This is a genomic window from Mediterraneibacter flintii, from assembly GCF_055387595.1.
This window is the reverse complement of record NZ_AP031405.1, coordinates 2,279,760-2,299,707: the sequence shown is the minus strand read 5'-3', so window position 1 is coordinate 2,299,707 and position 19,948 is coordinate 2,279,760. Positions and strand designations below refer to the sequence as shown.

17 protein-coding genes are annotated in these 19,948 nt (G+C 42.3%); 16 read left to right on the top strand and 1 reads right to left on the bottom strand.

Annotation, left to right across the window (positions count from 1 at the left end):
• Nucleotide 1 precedes the first annotated feature (1 nt).
• The 14 genes from ACZ5C4_RS10820 to ACZ5C4_RS10755 all read left to right on the top strand — a co-directional run bounded on the left by ACZ5C4_RS10820 (nt 2) and on the right by ACZ5C4_RS10755 (nt 15,400).
• On the top strand, nt 2–547 hold the full coding sequence (locus ACZ5C4_RS10820) for a hypothetical protein (RefSeq protein ID WP_464520992.1): 546 nt from the start codon (nt 2–4) through the stop codon (nt 545–547).
• Nucleotides 548–560: 13 nt separating this feature from the next.
• Nucleotides 561–2,579: a peptidoglycan D,D-transpeptidase FtsI family protein gene (locus ACZ5C4_RS10815; protein WP_464520991.1), complete on the top strand. Its 2,019-nt coding sequence runs from the start codon at nt 561–563 to the stop codon at nt 2,577–2,579.
• An 84-nt stretch (nt 2,580–2,663) separates the two neighbouring features.
• Complete coding sequence (locus ACZ5C4_RS10810) at nt 2,664–4,388, top strand: peptidoglycan D,D-transpeptidase FtsI family protein (protein WP_464520990.1); 1,725 nt, start codon at nt 2,664–2,666, stop codon at nt 4,386–4,388.
• Nucleotides 4,389–4,460: 72 nt separating this feature from the next.
• Complete coding sequence (mraY, locus tag ACZ5C4_RS10805) at nt 4,461–5,417, top strand: phospho-N-acetylmuramoyl-pentapeptide-transferase (protein WP_186874248.1); 957 nt, start codon at nt 4,461–4,463, stop codon at nt 5,415–5,417.
• Nucleotides 5,418–5,419: 2 nt separating this feature from the next.
• Nucleotides 5,420–6,778: a UDP-N-acetylmuramoyl-L-alanine--D-glutamate ligase gene (murD, locus tag ACZ5C4_RS10800; RefSeq protein ID WP_464520989.1), complete on the top strand. Its 1,359-nt coding sequence runs from the start codon at nt 5,420–5,422 to the stop codon at nt 6,776–6,778.
• A 13-nt stretch (nt 6,779–6,791) separates the two neighbouring features.
• The gene (gene ftsW / locus ACZ5C4_RS10795) at nt 6,792–7,877 is read left to right on the top strand and encodes a putative lipid II flippase FtsW (RefSeq protein WP_464520988.1); all 1,086 of its coding nucleotides are present in this window, start codon (nt 6,792–6,794) and stop codon (nt 7,875–7,877) included.
• 34 nt (nt 7,878–7,911) lie between these two features.
• The gene (locus ACZ5C4_RS10790; RefSeq protein WP_464520987.1) at nt 7,912–8,664 is read left to right on the top strand and encodes a cell division protein FtsQ/DivIB; all 753 of its coding nucleotides are present in this window, start codon (nt 7,912–7,914) and stop codon (nt 8,662–8,664) included.
• Between the two features lie 156 nt (nt 8,665–8,820).
• Entirely contained in the window at nt 8,821–10,002 is a 1,182-nt protein-coding gene (ftsZ, locus tag ACZ5C4_RS10785) for a cell division protein FtsZ (protein ID WP_464520986.1), read from the top strand.
• Nucleotides 10,003–10,174: 172 nt separating this feature from the next.
• Entirely contained in the window at nt 10,175–10,960 is a 786-nt protein-coding gene (locus tag ACZ5C4_RS10780) for a sigma-E processing peptidase SpoIIGA (protein WP_464520985.1), read from the top strand.
• 1 nt (nt 10,961) lies between these two features.
• The gene (gene sigE / locus ACZ5C4_RS10775) at nt 10,962–11,702 is read left to right on the top strand and encodes an RNA polymerase sporulation sigma factor SigE (protein ID WP_186874254.1); all 741 of its coding nucleotides are present in this window, start codon (nt 10,962–10,964) and stop codon (nt 11,700–11,702) included.
• Nucleotides 11,703–11,761: 59 nt separating this feature from the next.
• Entirely contained in the window at nt 11,762–13,372 is a 1,611-nt protein-coding gene (locus ACZ5C4_RS10770; protein ID WP_464520984.1) for an MBL fold metallo-hydrolase RNA specificity domain-containing protein, read from the top strand.
• A 203-nt stretch (nt 13,373–13,575) separates the two neighbouring features.
• The gene (gene sigG / locus ACZ5C4_RS10765) at nt 13,576–14,358 is read left to right on the top strand and encodes an RNA polymerase sporulation sigma factor SigG (protein ID WP_186874256.1); all 783 of its coding nucleotides are present in this window, start codon (nt 13,576–13,578) and stop codon (nt 14,356–14,358) included.
• Nucleotides 14,359–14,466: 108 nt separating this feature from the next.
• Nucleotides 14,467–15,144, top strand: a complete 678-nt coding sequence (locus ACZ5C4_RS10760) for an HAD family hydrolase (RefSeq protein WP_464520983.1) — start codon at nt 14,467–14,469, stop codon at nt 15,142–15,144.
• Nucleotides 15,137–15,400, top strand: a complete 264-nt coding sequence (locus ACZ5C4_RS10755) for a glyoxalase (RefSeq protein WP_186874258.1) — start codon at nt 15,137–15,139, stop codon at nt 15,398–15,400. Before ACZ5C4_RS10760 ends, ACZ5C4_RS10755 begins: the two co-directional genes overlap by 8 nt.
• A gap of 14 nt (nt 15,401–15,414) precedes the next feature.
• Here ACZ5C4_RS10755 and ACZ5C4_RS10750 read toward each other — a convergent pair whose 3' ends face one another.
• The gene (locus tag ACZ5C4_RS10750) at nt 15,415–15,846 is read right to left on the bottom strand and encodes an FMN-binding protein (RefSeq protein ID WP_464520982.1); all 432 of its coding nucleotides are present in this window, start codon (nt 15,844–15,846) and stop codon (nt 15,415–15,417) included.
• A 123-nt stretch (nt 15,847–15,969) separates the two neighbouring features.
• On the opposite strand from ACZ5C4_RS10750, the gene pth reads away from it, so the two are divergent.
• Both pth and mfd read left to right on the top strand, forming a co-directional pair.
• Nucleotides 15,970–16,548: an aminoacyl-tRNA hydrolase gene (gene pth / locus ACZ5C4_RS10745; protein ID WP_186874260.1), complete on the top strand. Its 579-nt coding sequence runs from the start codon at nt 15,970–15,972 to the stop codon at nt 16,546–16,548.
• A 5-nt stretch (nt 16,549–16,553) separates the two neighbouring features.
• Entirely contained in the window at nt 16,554–19,904 is a 3,351-nt protein-coding gene (gene mfd / locus ACZ5C4_RS10740; RefSeq protein ID WP_464520981.1) for a transcription-repair coupling factor, read from the top strand.
• Nucleotides 19,905–19,948: the final 44 nt, after the last annotated feature.

Sequence of the window (19,948 nt, the reverse complement as noted above, 5' to 3'; positions counted from 1 at the left end):
TATGGCAACAGCAAGAAGGAATACAAACAGTTACAGGCAACAAAGATATGCTGGCGGAGACCAGAGGGCATTTTATGTCTATGGAAATACCGTACGCCAAGCGGAGATTCTGCCAAAGAGAGAGACAAGAGAGCACACAAAGCAACCTAGACGGACAAGCAGGCAAGTCAGAAAAAACAGAAACAGGGCGCTTAGTATAAGTCCGGCATATGCAGGCTTTCTTGTGGTAGCAGCATTCTGCGCAGTATTTGTATGTATGATGTATCTGCAGCTTCAATCAGATATAGTGAGCCGTTCAGAAAATATTACGGCACTGCAGCAGGAATTGACAGACTTGACAGAAGCCAATGATACAGCTTATAATGCAGCTACAGATTCTGTAAATCTGGAAGAAGTGCGCAGCAAAGCAATGAATGAGCTCGGGATGGTCTATGCGGCACAGGGAACCGTGATTGAGTATGACAGCCCGACGAGTGATTACGTGAGGCAGTACAGTGATATTCCGAAAGACGGGGTATTGGCACAGTCTAAGAGCGTAACAGAGTAAGGATATTTAATAAATGGCTAGAAAAAATAAGCGAAGAAACAGATTTGAGTTTTTAACAAAAAAATTTCCGACGAGGATGCAAAAAAAGCTGGTACTGTTGTTTATGGCAATTATACTGGCTTTTGTTGTTCTTATAGGAAGAATTACATATATTAATGCTTCCAAAGGCAGTGGATATACAAAGATTGTTTTGGATCAACAGGGGTATGACAGCAGAGTGATTCCATATAAAAGAGGAGATATTGTAGATCGTAACGGTACGAAGATGGCCACCAGCGAACGAGTTTACAATGTAATTTTAGACGTAGAAGTAGTAACCTCTAAGGAAGAGTATCTGAACCCAACCAAAGAAGTATTAAAAGACTGCTTCGGGATAGAGGAAAGCACTGTAGATGAAGTGATAGAAAAAAATCCGGACAGCAGGTATGAAATACTTGCAAAAGGTGTAGAATATGAGACAGCGAAAAGGTTTCAGGACATTGAGAACGATACAGAAAATTACCCGAATGTAAAAGGTGTCTGGCTGGAAGACGACTATGAGCGTGTGTATCCATATAATACGCTGGCAAGTGACGTAGTGGGATTTACTGTTTCGGGAAATGAAGGAGCTGTCGGAATAGAGAGCGCCTATAATGATGTGTTAAACGGTACAGATGGAAGAGAGTACGGTTATTTTGCGGGCAAGTCATCGGTGGAAGGGACAGTAAAGGCCCCGCAGAATGGAAATACCGTTGTCTCTACGATCGATGTGACGCTGCAGAGTATTGTGGAACAGTGTATTTTAGATTTCAACAGCAAATATGCAGAAGAAGGAGAGACAGGCAGCAAGAATACAGCAGTGATTATTATGAATCCTAATACAGGAGAAATTCTGGCAGAAGCATCCTATCCCAATTTTGATTTAAACAATCCGAGAGATTTGTCTTCTTTATATTCAGAAGAAGAGTGGAATGCAATGTCGGAAGAAGAGCAGGTGGAGGCCATGAATACATTGTGGAGAAATTTCTGTGTCAGTGATACCTTTGAGCCTGGCTCTACAATCAAGCCTTTTACCGTTGCGACAGGTCTGGAGACAGGAGCAATCACAGGAAATGAAACATATGAGTGCGGCGGCTATCTACATGTAGGAGATTATGACATCAGCTGCCATTTAAAAACAGGTCACGGGACAGTATCTGTGCAGGATGCCATTGCATATTCTTGTAATGTGGCGCTTATGCATATTGCCGAAGCGATTGGGATTGAAAATTTTACAAAATACCAGAGGGTTTTCGGCTTTGGAGAGTATACAGGGATTGATTTGCCAGGAGAAGCGTCTACAGCACCGCTTCTCTATACAGCGGATACGATGCAGGTTACGGATTTGGCGACCAACTCCTTCGGACAGACATTTAATGTGACAATGACACAGCTGGCAGCGGGATTTTGTTCTTTGATTAATGGGGGATATTATTACGAACCCCATGTAGTAAAACAAATACAGGATGAGGACGGTAAAGTAATCGAGACAAAGGATCCGGTATTGCTTAGAAAAACGATTTCTGCAGAGACTTCCGCACAGTTGAAACAGTATATGAAGGGGACAATGGAATATGGGACAGGAACAGCGGCGAATGTGGAGGGGTATGACATTGGAGCAAAGACAGGTACCGCGGAAAAGCTGCCGCGAGACGATAAGAAATATTTACTTTCCTTTGCCGGATATGCGCCTCAGGAGAATCCAGAAGTGCTGGTGTATGTAATAATTGACGAACCGAATGTGGAAAACCAGGATAACAGTGCGCTTGTGTTGGAATTAGCACAGAATATTATGGCGCAGGCATTTCCGTATCTGGATATTACAACCATAGATGGATATACACCGGAAAGCGGCGGTACAGACACAGAAGCAAACAGCGGGGATACACAGACGGAATATACAGATTTTGACGCAAATTATGAAGACACGTACAGCAACGAAGACGGGGCATATGTGGATGAAAGCTATACACCAGATTTGGATGACTGGGCCACAGGAGCACCATCGGAATAATCCTGTTATAAGATAAGAGAATGAATAACCTTACAGAAGAATTAATATGTTTTAGAAAGATTCTTTTGTAAGGTCATTTATTTTATGAAGAACAAAACATATAATAAAAAGAAAATTTTAGTCGTATTTGGGTGCGCGTTTGTTATTTTATTTGGATTGATCGCAAGACTGGTATATCTGATGGTATTTGACGCAGAATATTATCAGGAAATGGCAAAGGCGTTGCATGAAAGAGAACGGGAAATCAAGGCGGCGAGAGGAGAAATAGTAGACAGAAATAAAGTTGTTCTGGCGACAAACAAAACAGTCTGCACGATTTCTGTGATTCACAGTCAGATTGAGGACGAAGAGCTGGTGATACAGACATTGGCAAAAGAATTGGAGCTGGATGAGGAAACAGTGAGAAAGAAAGTAGAAAAAGTGTCTTCCATGGAGAAAGTAAAGACAAATGTAGAAAAAGAGGTAGGAGACAGGATTCGAAACTATAATCTGGCGGGAGTGAAGGTAGATGAAGACTACAAAAGATATTATCCTTATAATGAACTGGCGTCCAAGGTACTCGGATTTACCGGAGGAGACAACCAGGGTATTATCGGCCTGGAGGTAAAATATGAGGAATATTTAAAAGGGACGAACGGTACGATTCTGACCATGACAGACGCAAGAGGGATTGAGCTGGAGGGAATCGCGGAGGACAGAATTGAACCGGTTGCCGGAGAGACACTTCAGATCAGTCTGGACTATAATATGCAGGCATACTGCGAACAGGCAGCCATGAAGGTAATGGAAGAAAAACAGGCGGACAGCGTGTCCATCCTGCTTATGAATCCACAGAATGGGGAAATTCTTTCTATGGTAAATGTGCCGGAGTTTAATTTAAATGAACCTTATGAATTAAATACTGGAGTGAATGAAGAAACCTTATCAGACGAGGAATTACAGGATGCATTGAATCAGATGTGGAGAAATGGCTGTATCAATGATACGTATGAGCCAGGATCTACATTTAAAATCATTACTTCATCGGCATGTCTGGAAGAAGGCGTAGTATCTTTGGATGATACTTTTTCCTGTCCGGGTTATCGGATTGTAGAAGACAGAAAAATCCGCTGCCATAAAGTAGGCGGACATGGAAGTGAAACATTTGTAGAAGGAATTCAGAATTCCTGTAATCCAGTATTTATCGACATTGGTCTTAGGTTGGGGGCAGAAAAATTTTACGACTACTTTGAGCAGTTCGGGTTATTAGATATGACAAATGTAGATTTGCCGGGAGAGGCGGGGACGATCATGCACAAAAAAGAAGATATAGGAACCGTAGAACTTGCAACAATGGCGTTTGGACAGTCTTTTCAGATCACTCCGATACAGATGGCGACAACAGTGAGTTCTCTGATAAATGGAGGTACAAGGGTTACACCGCATTTAGGGGTCGCAGTTTTGGACGAAGAAGGAAATGAGATAGAGCGTTTTTCTTATGAGACACAAAAAGGGATTGTATCAGAGGATACATCAAAGACAATGCAGATGCTTTTGGAGTCTGTGGTGGCAGAGGGGTCTGGAAAAAATGCATATATTGAAGGATATTCTATCGGAGGAAAAACGGCAACCTCTCAGACACTTCCAAGAAGTGCGAACAAATATATTTCTTCATTTATCGGATTTGCGCCTGCAGATAATCCACAGATATTGGGAATGGTTGTGATTCACAATCCGCAGGGCGTCTATTATGGCGGTACGATTGCGGCTCCTGTTCTGCAAAATATTTTTGACAATGTCCTGCCGTATATGGGGATTGAAAAAGAATAGGTTATGCTGTATACTGTATGGGGTATTTTGAGCGTAAACCTGTAAAGACAAAAGAGATGAAGAGGTGTATTTATGAATAATGACGTAATTATTCCGGTGTTGATATCCTTTGCGATCAGCCTGATATTAGGGCCGGTGGTAATTCCTTTCCTGAGAAAACTGAAGATGGGGCAGACAGAGCGTGAAGAGGGTGTACAGTCCCATTTGAAAAAGGCAGGTACTCCTACAATGGGAGGAATCATCATTCTCGCCAGTATTATTATTACCTCGCTGTTATATGTAAAAGAATACAGCGAAATTATTCCAATTCTGTTTCTGACAGTAGGATTTGGAATTATCGGCTTTCTGGATGACTATTTAAAAGTGGTGATGAAACGTTCGGATGGATTATATCCGAAACAGAAGATGGCGCTTCAGATTGTAGTGACAGCAGTATTTGCCTATTATATTGTAAAAGTGGCACATGTGCCGCTGACTCTTTTGATTCCTTTTTCAGACGGAAAATATCTGGATGTCGGCTGGGCAGCGATCCCGCTTCTGTTTATTGCGGTCATTGGCACTGTCAATGGAACGAACTTTACAGATGGGCTTGATGGGCTTGCGTCCAGCGTGACAGTCCTGGTAGCAACATTTTTTACAGTGGTCGCTATTGGGACGAAGAGTGGAGTGGAACCGATAACCTGTGCGGTTGTAGGTGCTCTGCTGGGATTTCTTTTGTTCAATGTATATCCTGCGAGTGTATTTATGGGAGATACAGGATCTCTTGCCCTCGGAGGCTTTGTCGCCGGAACTGCTTATATGATGCAGATGCCCCTGTATATTATCATTGTAGGTCTGATTTATTTAGTTGAAGTTGCTTCTGTTATGATCCAGGTAACATATTTTAAGAAAACCGGCGGAAAACGAATTTTTAAAATGGCACCGATTCATCATCATTTTGAACTGTGCGGATGGTCTGAGACAAGAGTGGTTGCAGTATTTTCTATTATCACAGCGATCCTCTGCCTGATTGCGTTGATGGGGGTATAAAGATGAACATAAAAGGAAAAAAGGTACTTGTATTTGGTTCTGGAATCAGTGGAACAGCGGCAGGCAGGCTTCTTCTGTGTCAGGGAGCGAAGGTGGTTTTGTATGATGGAAATGTATCCCTGGATAAAGAAAAAATACATGCCCAAATAGCTAGTGGAACAGCGGGCGAAGTAGAAGTGATCCTGGGGGAACTGCCTTTAGAGGTTTTGGATTCGCTGTCCTTGACAGTGATAAGTCCCGGAGTTCCGACAGACCTGCCGATTGTGGAGGAAATGCGCAGAAGAAAAATTCCGATTTGGGGAGAGATTGAGCTTGCTTATGTGTTCGGTAAGGGAGAGGTACTGGCTATTACAGGAACAAATGGTAAGACAACAACAACGGCGCTGCTTGGAGAGATTATGAAAGAGGCCGGCAAAGATACCTTTGTCGTTGGAAATATAGGGAATCCATATACAGATATTGCACTGGAGACGAAGAGCGACTCTGTAATTGTTGCGGAGATGAGCAGCTTTCAGCTGGAGACAGTACATACGTTTAGACCAAAGGTAAGTGCTATTTTGAATATTACGCCGGATCATTTAAACCGTCATCATACGATGGAGGCATATATTGAGGCGAAAGAAAAGATTGCCGGGAATCAGACAAAAACAGACTTTTGTATCCTAAATTATGAGGATGAAGTGACAAGAAAATTCGGAGAAAAAATAGAAGCAGAGGTTCTATTTTTCAGCAGCCAGCGTAAACTTAAGAGAGGTGTATACTTAGAAAACGGCAGTATTGTGTTTGACTTAGGAGAAAAAATACAGCTCTGTCATGTGGAGGAATTGCAGCTTTTAGGGATACACAATTATGAAAACGTGATGGCTGCGGCTGCAATGGCATTTTCTTATGGAATACCGATAGAAAGTATTCAAAAAACGGTGAAGAAATTTAAAGGTGTAGAGCATAGAATCGAATTTGTTGCGGAAAAGAACGGAGTCGCTTACTATAATGATTCTAAGGGAACAAACCCAGATGCGGCAATTCGAGGAATTCGAGCAATGAAAAGACCGACGCTTCTGATTGGAGGCGGGTATGATAAAGAATCCTCCTATGAGGAATGGATACAGTCTTTTGACGGGAAGGTAAAAAAGCTGGTTCTCATCGGGGCGACAAAAGAAAAGATCGCAGAAACGGCGGAGAAATTAGGCTTTAAGGACGTAGTACTGGCAGATACATTTGAAGAGGCATTTTCCCTGTGTGTGGAGATGGCTGCCCCTGGAGATGCGGTGCTTTTGTCACCCGCATGTGCGAGCTGGGGAATGTTTAAAAATTATGAGGAACGTGGAGATAAATTCAAAGAACTTGTAAATCAGCTATAAGGAGTGAATTTTATTGGAGCGTTCGGCAAAAAAGAGGCGGTATGACGATACGCTGCTGGTCGTGGTGATCATTTTAGCAGGAATCGGATTGATTTTGCTTTACAGTACGAGTGCGTATAATGGTGAAACAAAGTTCCATGATTCCTTTTACTATTTAAAAAAACAGGGATTTGCGACTTTACTTGGAATTGCAGGGATGTTTATCGTTGCCAGGATTGATTATCACAGGTGGGTTCCACTGGCGAATCTGGGGTATTTGGCAGCAATCGCCCTTTCAGTTGCCGTTATATTAGTAGGAGATGAGTACAACGGGTCCAAAAGATGGCTGTCTTTGGGCCCGCTTTCATTTCAGCCATCTGAATTTGCGAAGGTGGCAGTCATTTTGTTTCTCGCCTGTCTGATTACGAAGAATGTAAAGAAGATGGATAAATTCAGGACATTGATTAAGGTGATGCTTCCTGTGCTCCCCATTGTGGGATTGGTAGGTGCAAGCAATTTGAGTACAGCTATCATTATTCTTGGAATTGCAGTCGTACTGGTGTTTGTAGCGAGTCCGAAATATGCACAGTTTATCTGGATGGGGGTAGCAGCCGCCGCATTTCTTACAGTGTTTCTGGCACTGGAAAGCTACCGGCTGGAGCGCCTTGCCATTTGGAGAAATCCGGAACAGTATGAGAAAGGATATCAGACCTTGCAGGGACTCTATGCGATCGGAAGCGGAGGGCTGTTTGGAAGAGGGCTCGGACAGAGTGTCCAGAAGCTGGGATTTCTTCCGGAAGCACAAAATGATATGATTTTTTCTATTATATGCGAAGAATTAGGGCTGGTGGGTGCAAGTATAATTATTCTGTTGTTTCTGATTCTTATCTGGCGTTTTTTTGTGATTGCGACGCGGGCAAAAGATCTGCTGGGAGCAATGATTGCGTCTGGTGCGATGGCACATATGATGATTCAGGTAATTTTAAATATTGCGGTTGTAACAAATACCATTCCTAATACAGGAATTACACTGCCGTTTATCAGTTATGGAGGAACCTCGGTGGTGTTTCTTCTATTAGAAATGGGGCTTGTGTTAAGTGTGTCCAATCTGGTAGAATAGAACACACCTGTATGTACATGAAGGAGGAATTTGAATGAAGAAAAAGAGACGAAAGAGGAAAACAGGAAGAAAAATTCTGATTACTTTTCTGACATTGTTCCTACTTAGCGTGATTGTGGTGTTTGGATTCCGGACAAAAAACATTCAGGTGACAGGAAACTCCTATTATGGCGAGAATTCGATTGTGACGTGGATTTCGAAGGATAAATTGTCTGTCAATTCTCTTTATACTTTTTTAAAATATCGTTTTATGAATCCGACTCTCCCTTCCGGCGTGGAAGAGATGAAGGTGTCTCTAAAATCTCCTTGGACTGTAAAGGTGCAGGTAAAGGAAAAGACGATGATAGGATACATTGATTATGACAATGCATATCTGTATTTTGACAAAGAGGGAACTGCGAGCCTGCGCACAAAAAAGGTGATAGAGGGAGTACCTTATATTCAGGGAATGGAAGTAGAGCTATCTAAGGTAAAGATAGGAAAAGCGCTTCCTGTGTCAGATAAAAATATTTTTCAGAAAATTGTGGAAGTTTCTAAATATTTAGAAAAATACCAGCTCAATCCGGACAGCATATCCTGCCCGGGAGGAGAGATTTATCTTACGTTTGGAGTGGTGACTGTTCAATTGGGAAAAAAAGAATATGAGGATCGTATTGCACAGATTCCGCCTATTCTTGAAAAGCTGACAGAGCAGTATCCAGATCAGGCGGGAATTTTGCATTTGGAAAATTATGACACTTCAAATACAGCGATTCGTTTTGTGCCGGAAGCAGCGGAGGGAGAATAGCAGAATAGAGAATAAAAAGTGTGTGAAAATGCAAGAAAATACAAAAAAATCTATTGATTATTTGCTAAAAAGACTATATTATATACTTATTGGATTATATCGTTCAATAAAGGGATGTATAAAAAAATTAATAGGACGACAAAGGAGGAAATACTCTTGTTAGAAATTAAAACCAATGAATCAGAAGCAGCTGCAAGAATTATAGTTGTCGGTGTCGGCGGCGGCGGAAATAATGCGGTAAATCGTATGATTGACGAGCAGATTGCAGGTGTGGAATTTATAGCAGTAAATACGGACAAGCAGGCATTGCAGTTATGTAAAGCGCCGACTTTAATGCAGATTGGGGAGAAGCTTACGAAAGGACTTGGCGCGGGAGCGCAGCCGGAAGTAGGAGAGAAAGCGGCAGAGGAGAGCGCAGAAGAGATTTCAGCAGCGTTAAAAGGTGCGGATATGGTTTTTGTTACCTGTGGGATGGGTGGCGGAACCGGAACCGGGGCGGCTCCTGTTGTAGCGAGAATTGCAAAAGAACAAGGGGCGCTGACTGTCGGAGTTGTGACAAAGCCTTTCCGGTTTGAGTCTAAGACGAGAATGGCAAATGCGCTTTCGGGAATTGATAAATTAAAAGAAAATGTAGATACAATTATCGTAATTCCGAATGATAAACTGTTAGAAGTAGTTGACAGAAGGACAACGATGCCGGAAGCATTGAAAAAGGCAGATGAGGTTCTTCAACAGGGTATTCAGGGTATTACGGATTTGATCAACGTTCCATCTCTTATCAATCTGGACTTTGCAGATATCCAGACAGTTATGAAGGATAAGGGTATCGCACATATTGGTATTGGAGAAGGCCGCGGAGACGATAAGGCATTGGAGGCTGTAAAGCAGGCTGTGGCAAGTCCGCTGCTTGAGACAACGATCCAGGGTGCCTCCCATGTGATTATTAATATTTCCGGCGATATTACCTTGATGGATGCTTCTGATGCGGCAGACTATGTACAGGAGCTGGCAGGTGAGAGCGCGAATATTATCTTTGGTGCAATGTATGATGATACAAAATCAGATGAGGCGAGAATTACGGTCATTGCTACAGGATTACATAATGTAGGTGGAAGTGCTTCTAAGTTAAAAGCGAGACTAGAGGGTCAGCAGAAAGTAGGTTCTATTCTTCCATCCGGAGATATGCTTGGAAGAGCTTCTGACGGAGAAGGAAGAACTGCCGGTGGGTTTGCAAAGAGAACGGCTGGCGGTGCAATGCCGACATTGCAGCAGCCGCGCACTCCGTCCAGCAATGTAAAGGAACAGTCCATTAAGATACCGGATTTCTTTAAGAAATAAGTAATAAAAAATCTAAACCAGACAGCCTGTCCTGTATAGGGACAGGCTGTTTTTGTCGAAACATATTCCATATCTTATGTCAGTATCTGACAAATTTTCAAAAAGAACAAGACTATAATAGGCAGTGCTTGAGTGCTAAATCGATTTGTACCAAGGAGAAAGAAGGTGGAGCATGTACTATGAGTTATACATAGACGTGTTGTTTTTGGAGAACTTTATGATGGACTCCCTGCTTCTTCTTGCAGTGAATAAAGTAATCAAAAGCCCATCTACATATGGTCGTATATTTTTAGGGAGCGCTGTAGGAAGCGGGCTTACCTGTCTGGTAATTTCCCTGCCGCTTCCAGGAGCCGTTAAATTTTTGCTGTTCCATATGGTGGTAAATACCATAATGATAAAAGCTGGAATAAAGATAAAAGGAATAAAAGCTCTGGGAAAAGCCTTGTGTCTTTTGTACCTGTCTTCTTTCCTTCTGGGTGGAATTTTACAGTTCCTACATCCCTATATCCGAACAGCAAGCCTGTTTTTTTTCGCTGCTGTGTGCAGCTACTACCTGTTGATAAAGGGATGGGAATTTTTAAGAAGGACTGGAAGAGAACAGAAGAATATTTGTACGGTCATATTGTATACGAATACAGGAGAGTATGAAATCAAGGCTCTGATTGATACAGGAAATACTTTGGAGGATTCTTTGACGGGAGAACCGGTAAGTATCATAGACAAAGTGTTTGCTAAAACTATCTGTAAGGAGGAACCGCTGAAAGGGTTTCACTACATACCATACCGGTGTGTCGGGAAAGAAAGTGTAATGCCTGCTTTTGTGATCGAACGAATGTGTATTCACATGGAGGAAGAAAAGTGGGTGTTTCGTCCGGTGCTTGGAATTGGAGAAGAAAGAATATCAGAACAGGATGCATATCAGATGATTTTGAATCCTGACATATTAGGAGGAATATAAAATGATTGTAAAAGTCGCTGTACCGCAGCAGTTTAAATTAAAAGTAATACCCGATATACGAAGTCTGTTGTTTGCAAACCATAAGGAAATCCATTACATTGGAGGGTCAGAAGTTTTGCCGGCGCCGCTGGATAACGAACGGGAGACGGAAGTGATACAAAGGCTTGGCTCTGAATATGACCAGGAGGCAAAAAAGCTGTTGATTGAACATAATTTGCGGCTTGTCGTTTACATAGCAAAGAAATTTGACAATACGGGTGTTGGAGTTGAGGATCTGATTTCTATCGGAACCATTGGACTTATCAAAGCCATCAATACGTTTAATCCGACGAAAAAAATCAAGCTGGCAACCTATGCGTCAAGGTGTATTGAAAATGAAATATTAATGTATCTGCGGCGGAATAATAAGACAAAGCTAGAGGTGTCTATTGATGAGCCATTAAATGTAGACTGGGATGGAAATGAACTGCTTCTTTCTGATATTTTAGGAACGGAGGAGGATACAATCTATAAAGATCTGGAGAATGAGGCGGAGAGAAAATTACTTGTCCGTGCAATCAATAAGCTTTCCAGCAGGGAGAAGATGATTATCAAAATGCGGTTTGGCCTTGACAATCCAGAAGGAAAAGAAAAGACACAGAAGGAAGTGGCAGATTTGCTTGGAATTTCACAGTCTTATATCTCGCGTCTGGAAAAGAAAATTATGCAGAGACTCAAAAGAGAAATGGTACGATACGAATAAAAGAGGTGTATATCACATAAAAAGGTGGTACAATAAGAAAAAAAGGGTTGGTGAAGCTTATGAAACTGAACTTTATAGGAGCAGCCCACGAAGTGACAGGCAGCTGTCATCTGCTTGAGGCGGCAGGGAAACATATTCTGATCGACTGCGGAATGGAGCAGGGCCCAGATTTGTATGAAAATCCCGGACTTCCTCTTGCAGCGGCAGAGGTTGACTATGTCCTTTTGACACACGCACATATCGATCATTCCGGCATGCTGCCTAAACTCGTAAAGGATGGATTTAAAGGGCAGATTATGACAACGTTTGCAACAGCAGATCTCTGCAATATTATGCTTCGGGATAGTGCGCATATTCAGGAATTTGAGGCAGAATGGCGCAATAGAAAAGGAAAGCGTTCTGGAGCTCCCCTCTATGAACCGATTTATGGCATGCAGGATGCGCTCGATGCAATTGAGCTGCTTGTTCCCTGCCAATATGGAGAACGGATTACTATCTGTGAAGGAATACAGATTCGCTTTACAGATGTAGGACATCTGCTTGGATCGGCAAGTATCGAAGTGTGGGTGACAGAGGAAAATGTCACAAAGAAAATTGTTTTTTCCGGAGATGTAGGGAATACGAACCAGCCAATTATCAAAGATCCTACTTATACGGAGACAGCCGATTATATCGTGATCGAATCCACCTATGGCAATCGGGTGCATACGACGGAAAAGATTGACTATGTGGGAGATTTTACACAGATATTAAAAGAGACATTTAAAAAAGGCGGAAATGTGGTGATCCCGTCTTTCGCTGTGGGAAGAACACAGGAGATATTGTATTTTATCAGGGAAATCAAAGAAAAGAATTTATTGAGTGAGTTTCCGGATTTTGAAGTGTATCTGGACAGTCCTCTTGCAATTGAGGCAACAAAGGTGTTTACAAAAAATATGAGAGACTGCTTTGATACAGAGGCAATGGAGTTGGTCAATGCGGGTATCAATCCGCTTGTATTTCCAGGACTGAAGGTTTCTACCACGAGTGATGACTCTAAATTGATTAATTTTATTGAAAAGCCAAAGGTTATTGTATCCGCATCGGGAATGTGTGATGCAGGCAGAATTCGCCATCACCTAAAGCACAATCTATGGCGTCCGGAATGTACCGTACTGTTTGTGGGCTATCAGGCAAATGGAACATTAGGGCGCAGACTGCTTAACGGAGAGAAGAAGGTAAAACTTTTCGGAGAAGAAATTGAGGTACGGGCGAGGATAGAAAGTCTTCATGGGGTGAGTGGACATGCGGATAAAGAGGGGCTTCTTGCCTGGTTGAAGGGCTTTAGAAGTCCGATTGAGAGAGTGTTTGTTGTCCATGGAGAGGATGAGGTGACCGAAGAGTTTGCCAGAACGATAGAAGAGAACTTGCAAGTAAAAGCCTGGGCTCCGTATCCGTGCGGACAGGTGGATCTGCTGAGCAATGAAATACTGGATGAAGGGGTTCGGATTCCTATCAAAGCAAAGAAAGCTGTTCAGAAAAAAGCAGATTCTGCATATGAACGTCTTATGAGGGCAGGTCGTTATCTTCTGGATGTCATCACAAGAAACGAGGGTATGTCTAATAAAGATAAAGCAAAATTTGAAAGCCAAATACAGAATCTGGCAGAAAAATGGGATAAAATCGAATAAAACATAAATAGAACGCCTGGTTGGAGGCACAGACGGTCTGTAGTCTATACTACAGGAAAGATGGGATTTCCTGTTTGTACAGAATACAGACCGTAATTTTTTGTCAAGGGCTAAAAGTTTATAAAATTTTCTTCCTTACCGCATATCTTGTGCCTACTGTGAGAATCATTTTATTAGAAAATGTTTCTAGGAGGATTCTTGAAATGGCGTTAAATAAGGTAGAATTATGTGGAGTGAATACGGCGAAGCTGCCTCTTTTAAAGGAGGAAGAAAAGGAGGCGCTCTTTGTGCGTATCAAGGAAGGGGATGAACAGGCGCGGGAGGAATATATTAAGGGGAATTTAAGGTTGGTTTTAAGCGTTATCAAAAGATTTGCGGCAAGCAATGAAAATGCAGATGATTTATTTCAGATTGGCTGTGTCGGCCTTATGAAAGCAGTCGATCATTTTGATCCGGAACGGATGGTAAAGTTTTCGACTTATGCAGTGCCAATGATTATAGGGGAGATTCGTCGCTATTTAAGAGATAATAATTCTATCCGCGTAAGCCGTTCTCTTCGGGATACAGCCTATAAGGCGATCTATGCAAAGGAAGGGTATATCAAAAAGCATCTGAAGGAACCAACGGTGCAGGAAATTGCGGATGAGATAGGGATATCCAAAGAAGACATTGTATTTGCTTTAGACGCAATTCAGATGCCTATGAGCCTGCAAGAACCGGTATACAGCGACGGCGGGGATACATTGTACGTGATGGATCAGGTAAGCGATAAGAAAAACAAAGAAGAAAACTGGATTGAGGAATTATCCTTGGAGGCTGCGATGGAGAGACTGAATGAAAGAGAACGGTATATTATTACACTGCGCTTTTTTGAAGGAAAAACACAGATGGAAGTGGCAGAGGAAATTAAAATTTCACAAGCACAGGTGAGCCGACTGGAAAAAAATGCATTAAAAGTAATGCGGCAGTATCTGCTCGGAGAATAATACCGATATTGAAAAAATGCTCTGTTTTTAGTTGAAATTTCCAGAACTTCATACTATGATATTCATAGATTGTCAGCAAGGCAAAAAGGAAGGGATGAAAAAGGGAAGATGTACAAGGCTTGTATTTTTGACTTGGATGGGACACTGGCGGACACTTTAGAATCACTGGTTTTTTCGGTAAATCAGACATTACAGGAGATGGGGCTTCCTTTCATTACAGAGGAGCAGTGCAGAAGATTTGTGGGAAATGGGGCAAGAGTACTGATAGAGAAGGCAATCTTAACAAGCAGTGAAGACGCCAAAAGCCGTCTTGAGGAAGGGATGGAACGGTATAGACGTATATTTGACGCAAACTGCACATATCATGTAATACCTTATGAAGGGATAGAAACACTTCTCGATGTGCTCAAGAAACGAGGAATGAAGCTTGCTGTACTGTCAAACAAACCGGATGCCCAGGCAGTAAAGGTGGTAGAGGAAGTATTTGGAAGAGGAAGGTTTGACCAGATTCAGGGTCAGAAAGAAGGTGTACCCAGAAAACCAGACCCTTCTGCAGCGCTTGCGATTGCAAAAAGTCTGGGAGCCACAGTGGAGGAAACGATCTATATCGGTGACTCAGAGGTGGACATTGCTACAGGAAGGGCGGCAAAAATGCTGACGATAGGTGTAGCATGGGGATTTAGAGGAGCCAAAGAGCTAAAGGAAGCAGGCGCCGGATATATTGTCGGTTCCCCGGACGAAATCATAAAGCTGATAGAGAAGAAGGAGGAAAATGGACATGAATGAGTATGATGAAGAATGTTTACTTACTTTTCTGAAGAACCAATCTCAGTTGTTTGATGAACCGGTCGCGGAGACACTGGAAGAGGCAGAAGCATTTCTGGAGGACTGTATGGCGGTTGTTGTAGAATCGCTGGATGAAGTGAAGGAATATTTTGAGGAGATCGGAGCAGATGTAGAAGAGATGTCGAAAGAGGAACTGGAAGAAGCTTCGGAAGTATTCGTTCTTCCCAATGGAAAATACCTGATTGTAGAAGGGTGAAAAGAAAGCCGCAGTTATTCGACTGCGGCTTTTTCAACGGCTTCCTTGATTGCATCCAGGATAACCTGTGATGTATAAGGGGTATCCTCAGAGAGTGTAATTTCTTCTAAGGACTGGGTATCATAGATTTGTTCCGCAATATCTTCTATGGCGGGCTGGATGAGTGGAAACATCGTTGCCATTGCTTCATCCAGATTAGAGAACCGGATGGAGTTGATTCGGGATTCATCTACGGATACCTCTACCTCCAGGTTTGTGTTATTTAATGTAAGGGAAGAAGTATAGATACCCGGAGTATATTTTTTCGTATCTGCATTTTTCCCGTTTCCGTCCGGTTTGAACATTACTACAAGCAGGACGATCAAAAGAATAGCAAGCGCTGCAAAAACAGCAGTGTAGATAATTTCTTTCATATGCAGGACGACAATTTTTGTTTTGGAACCCATAGAGTAACCTCCCAATGTATTTTTTATAAGTGTATGACACGGATAGGAAAAATATTCGTATCTTTGCGTGACAAACAAAGAGTCATCCTGTAAAATGAATACGTGAAGTGAGAGGTGAAAGATATGTTTATTATAGCAGGATTAGGAAATCCGACGCGGGACTATGAAGGGACCAGGCATAATGCTGGATTTGAAGTAATAGATGCGTTGGCGGAAAAATATAATATAGCAGTAGATACAAAAAAGCACAGGGCATATATTGGAAAGGGAATGATTGCCGGTCAAAAAGTGATATTGGCAAAGCCACAGACATACATGAATTTGAGTGGAGAGAGTATAAAAAGTCTGGTGGATTACTATAAGATAGATACGGTCTCTAATTTGCTTGTCATCTATGATGATATCAGCCTGAACCCAGGGCAGATTCGAATCCGAGAAAAGGGAAGCGCCGGAGGGCACAACGGAATCAAAAATATTATTGCCCATCTGGGAAACCAGGTGTTTTTGCGGATAAAAGTCGGAGTCGGACAAAAACCTCCGAAACAGGATTTAGCGGATTATGTACTAGGACATTTTACAAAAAATGAGGAAGAAAAAATGCAGGAGGGATACGCGCACGCGGTTATAGCCGCGGAACGGATTCTCTCTGGAGAGATAACGTCGGCGATGAATGAATTTAATCGAAAAAAGAAGGATGAATAGAGGATATGCAGGCTTTTTTGGCGCCGCTTAATGAACTCGCGGATTATCAGGAAATAAGAAAAGAGCGAAAAAAAGAAGCAGGATTTGTGCAGATTTCGGGGTGTGTAAATTCGCAGAAAACCCATCTGATGTATGCACTCAGCGATGGTTTTGAATACAAAATCATCGCCTTTTCCAGTGAAGAAAAAGCAAAAGAAGCGTATGAAGAATACCGTTTCTTGGACGAAAATGTATTTTTGTATCCGGCAAAGGATTTATTGTTTTACCAGGCAGATATTCAGGGAAGTCTTTTGGTAAGCAGGAGGATGGAAGTAATCCGCGCTATTGTGGAAAAGGAAATGTCCCAATCTATCACAGTGATTACAACAATAGATGCGTTTTTAGACGGATTGCCCTCTCCGGATGAAATTTTAAAGAGGAGAATCTGTATATCCAATGCGGATTCTGTAGACTTTACAGCGCTTCAAAAAAGACTTTCCCAGCTTGGGTATGAACGGGAAGAACAGATACAGGGGCCAGGACAGTTTGCAGTGCGGGGAGGAATCTTAGATGTCTATCCCTTGACAGAGGAATTGCCTGTGCGGATTGAATTATGGGGAGACGAAATTGATTCTATTCGTACCTTTGATGTGGAGAGTCAGCGTTCCATAGAGAATTTAGAACGGATTGTAATATATCCGGCGAAAGAAAAAAAAGAAGAAAAAGGAAGAAACGTTTCCTTTTTGGAGTATTTTCCGAAAAAAAACAGCCTGTTATTTTTAGACGAGCCGATCCGCCTGACAGAGCGTGCCAAAGAAGTAGAGGCGGAATATCTGCATAGCAGAGAAAAACGGGAGACGGCGGGAATAGATGAGGATGGAGAGGTTCTCACTGTATATCCAGTCAAAAGGATTGCAGAGGAGATGAATGCGTATTTTGGAATCGCCCTTACTATGCTGGAATCGAAATGCGGCCCTTTTAAAGTACACAGCACTTTTAGTATGCAGACAAAGGGAGTGAACCCATACAACAATAGCTTTGAATTACTGACCCGAGATTTGAAAAGGCTGAAAAGCGCGGGGTACCGAGTTGTTCTTCTCTCTGGCTCCAGAACGAGAGCAAAAAGGCTCGCGGAGGATCTGCGCGATTATGATTTGAGTAGTTTTTATAGTGAAGATATGCAGAGGGAAGTAAAACCCGGCGAAATTATGGCTGCGTATGGTCATGTAGCAGAAGGATACGAGTATCCTATGTTGAAGTTCATGGTGATTTCAGAAACGGATATATTCGGGAAAAAGAAGAAAAAGAAAAAACGGCGTGCTTATGAAGGCCAGAAAATCCAGAATTTTTCCGAGTTAAAAGTGGGGGATTATGTAGTCCATGAAAATCATGGCTTGGGTATCTATCAGGGAATTGAAAAAATTGAAATAGACAAAGTGACAAAAGATTATATGAAAATTTCTTATGCAGATGGAGGAAGTTTATATATTCTGGCGACACAGTTAGATTTAATTCAAAAATACGCAGGAGCAGACGCTAAGAAGCCTAAATTGAATAAGCTTGGCACCAGCCAGTGGGCGAAAACAAAGAAACAGGTAAGAGGGGCAGTACAGGAGGTTGCAAAGGACTTAGTGGAGCTGTATGCAAAAAGGCAGCAGTCCAAAGGGTATGCCTATGAGCAGGATACGGTCTGGCAGAAGGAGTTTGAAGAGATGTTTCCTTTTGAGGAGACAGAGGATCAGATTCATGCCATTGAAGATACAAAGCGGGATATGGAAAGTGCGAAAATTATGGACCGCCTTATCTGCGGGGATGTAGGATATGGAAAAACGGAGATTGCCATACGTGCGGCGTTTAAAGCTGTACAGGAAGGCCGGCAGGTAGTCTATTTAGTGCCTACAACGATTCTTGCACAGCAGCATTACAATACCTTTGTGCAGCGGATGAAAGATTTCCCTGTGCGTATTGACCTGCTTTGCAGATTTCGGACATCACTGCAGCAGAAAAAGACGGTGGAGGATTTGAAAAAGGGGCTGGTAGATATTGTGATTGGTACTCATAGAGTACTGTCAAAAGACGTACAATATAAAAATTTAGGGCTTCTTGTGATCGATGAAGAGCAGCGCTTTGGAGTTACGCATAAGGAAAAGATCAAGAAATTAAAAGAGAATGTAGATGTTTTGACACTGACTGCCACTCCAATCCCGCGTACACTCCATATGAGCCTGATAGGAATCAGAGATATGAGTGTACTTGAGGAAGCGCCTATGGATCGGATGCCGATTCAGACATATGTGATGGAATACAATGACGAGATGGTGCGCGAGGCGATTGTAAGAGAGCTTTCAAGAAACGGACAGGTATACTATGTATATAATCGGGTGACAGATATTGCTGATATAACGGGCAGGATACAAAGACTAGTACCTGAGGCGAATGTTTCTTTTGCACATGGACAGATGAATGAGCGCCAGCTGGAAAATATTATGTATGATTTTATCAATGGGGACATTGATGTTCTGGTGTGTACAACCATCATTGAGACAGGTATGGATATATCCAATGCAAACACTATGATTATCCATGACGCAGACCGTCTGGGACTTTCCCAGTTATATCAGCTTAGAGGCAGAGTAGGAAGATCGAATCGCATGGCATATGCATTTTTGCTGTACCGCAGAGACAGACTTTTAAAGGAAGTAGCGGAGAAACGTCTGGCGGCGATAAGAGAATTTACAGATCTGGGCTCTGGGTTTAAAATCGCTATGCGGGATTTGGAAATAAGAGGCGCAGGAAACCTGCTCGGAGAGGCGCAGCACGGGCATATGGCGGCAGTGGGATATGATTTATACTGCAAAATGCTTGGAGAAGCAGTAAGGCGGTTAAAAGGAGAATCGGAAGAAGAAATATTTACTACAACAATGGATTTAAATGTAGATGCCTACATTCCAGAGACATATATTCCAAATGAATATCAGAAGCTGGATATTTATAAACGGATTGCCGGAATTGAAAGTGAAGAAGAATTAGAGGATATGACGGAAGAACTGATAGACCGGTTTGGAGATATTCCAAAGAGAGTGGAGCAGCTTCTTTGTATCGCCCGCTTAAAAGCACTGGCACATTCCTGTTATGTGGCTGCAGTGGAACAAAAAGGCAGCGAACTGAAAATTACGATGTATGAGAAGGCACGTCTGGAGCCGCAGAAAATACCAGAGCTTTTGGAAGCGTATGCGGGAAGCCTGACATTTAAAAATGAAGAGCCACCGTATTTTCTTTACCAGAGAAAGGGGAAAAGTGCGCAGAAGAAACAGGAGCAGATTTTGAAAGTACTAGAAAAGCTGTTGACGGACATGGAGTGCCTAAAAGCAGATTAGGGACGGAAATAGAGAAAAATATGAGGTAGGCAGCAGGTAAAATT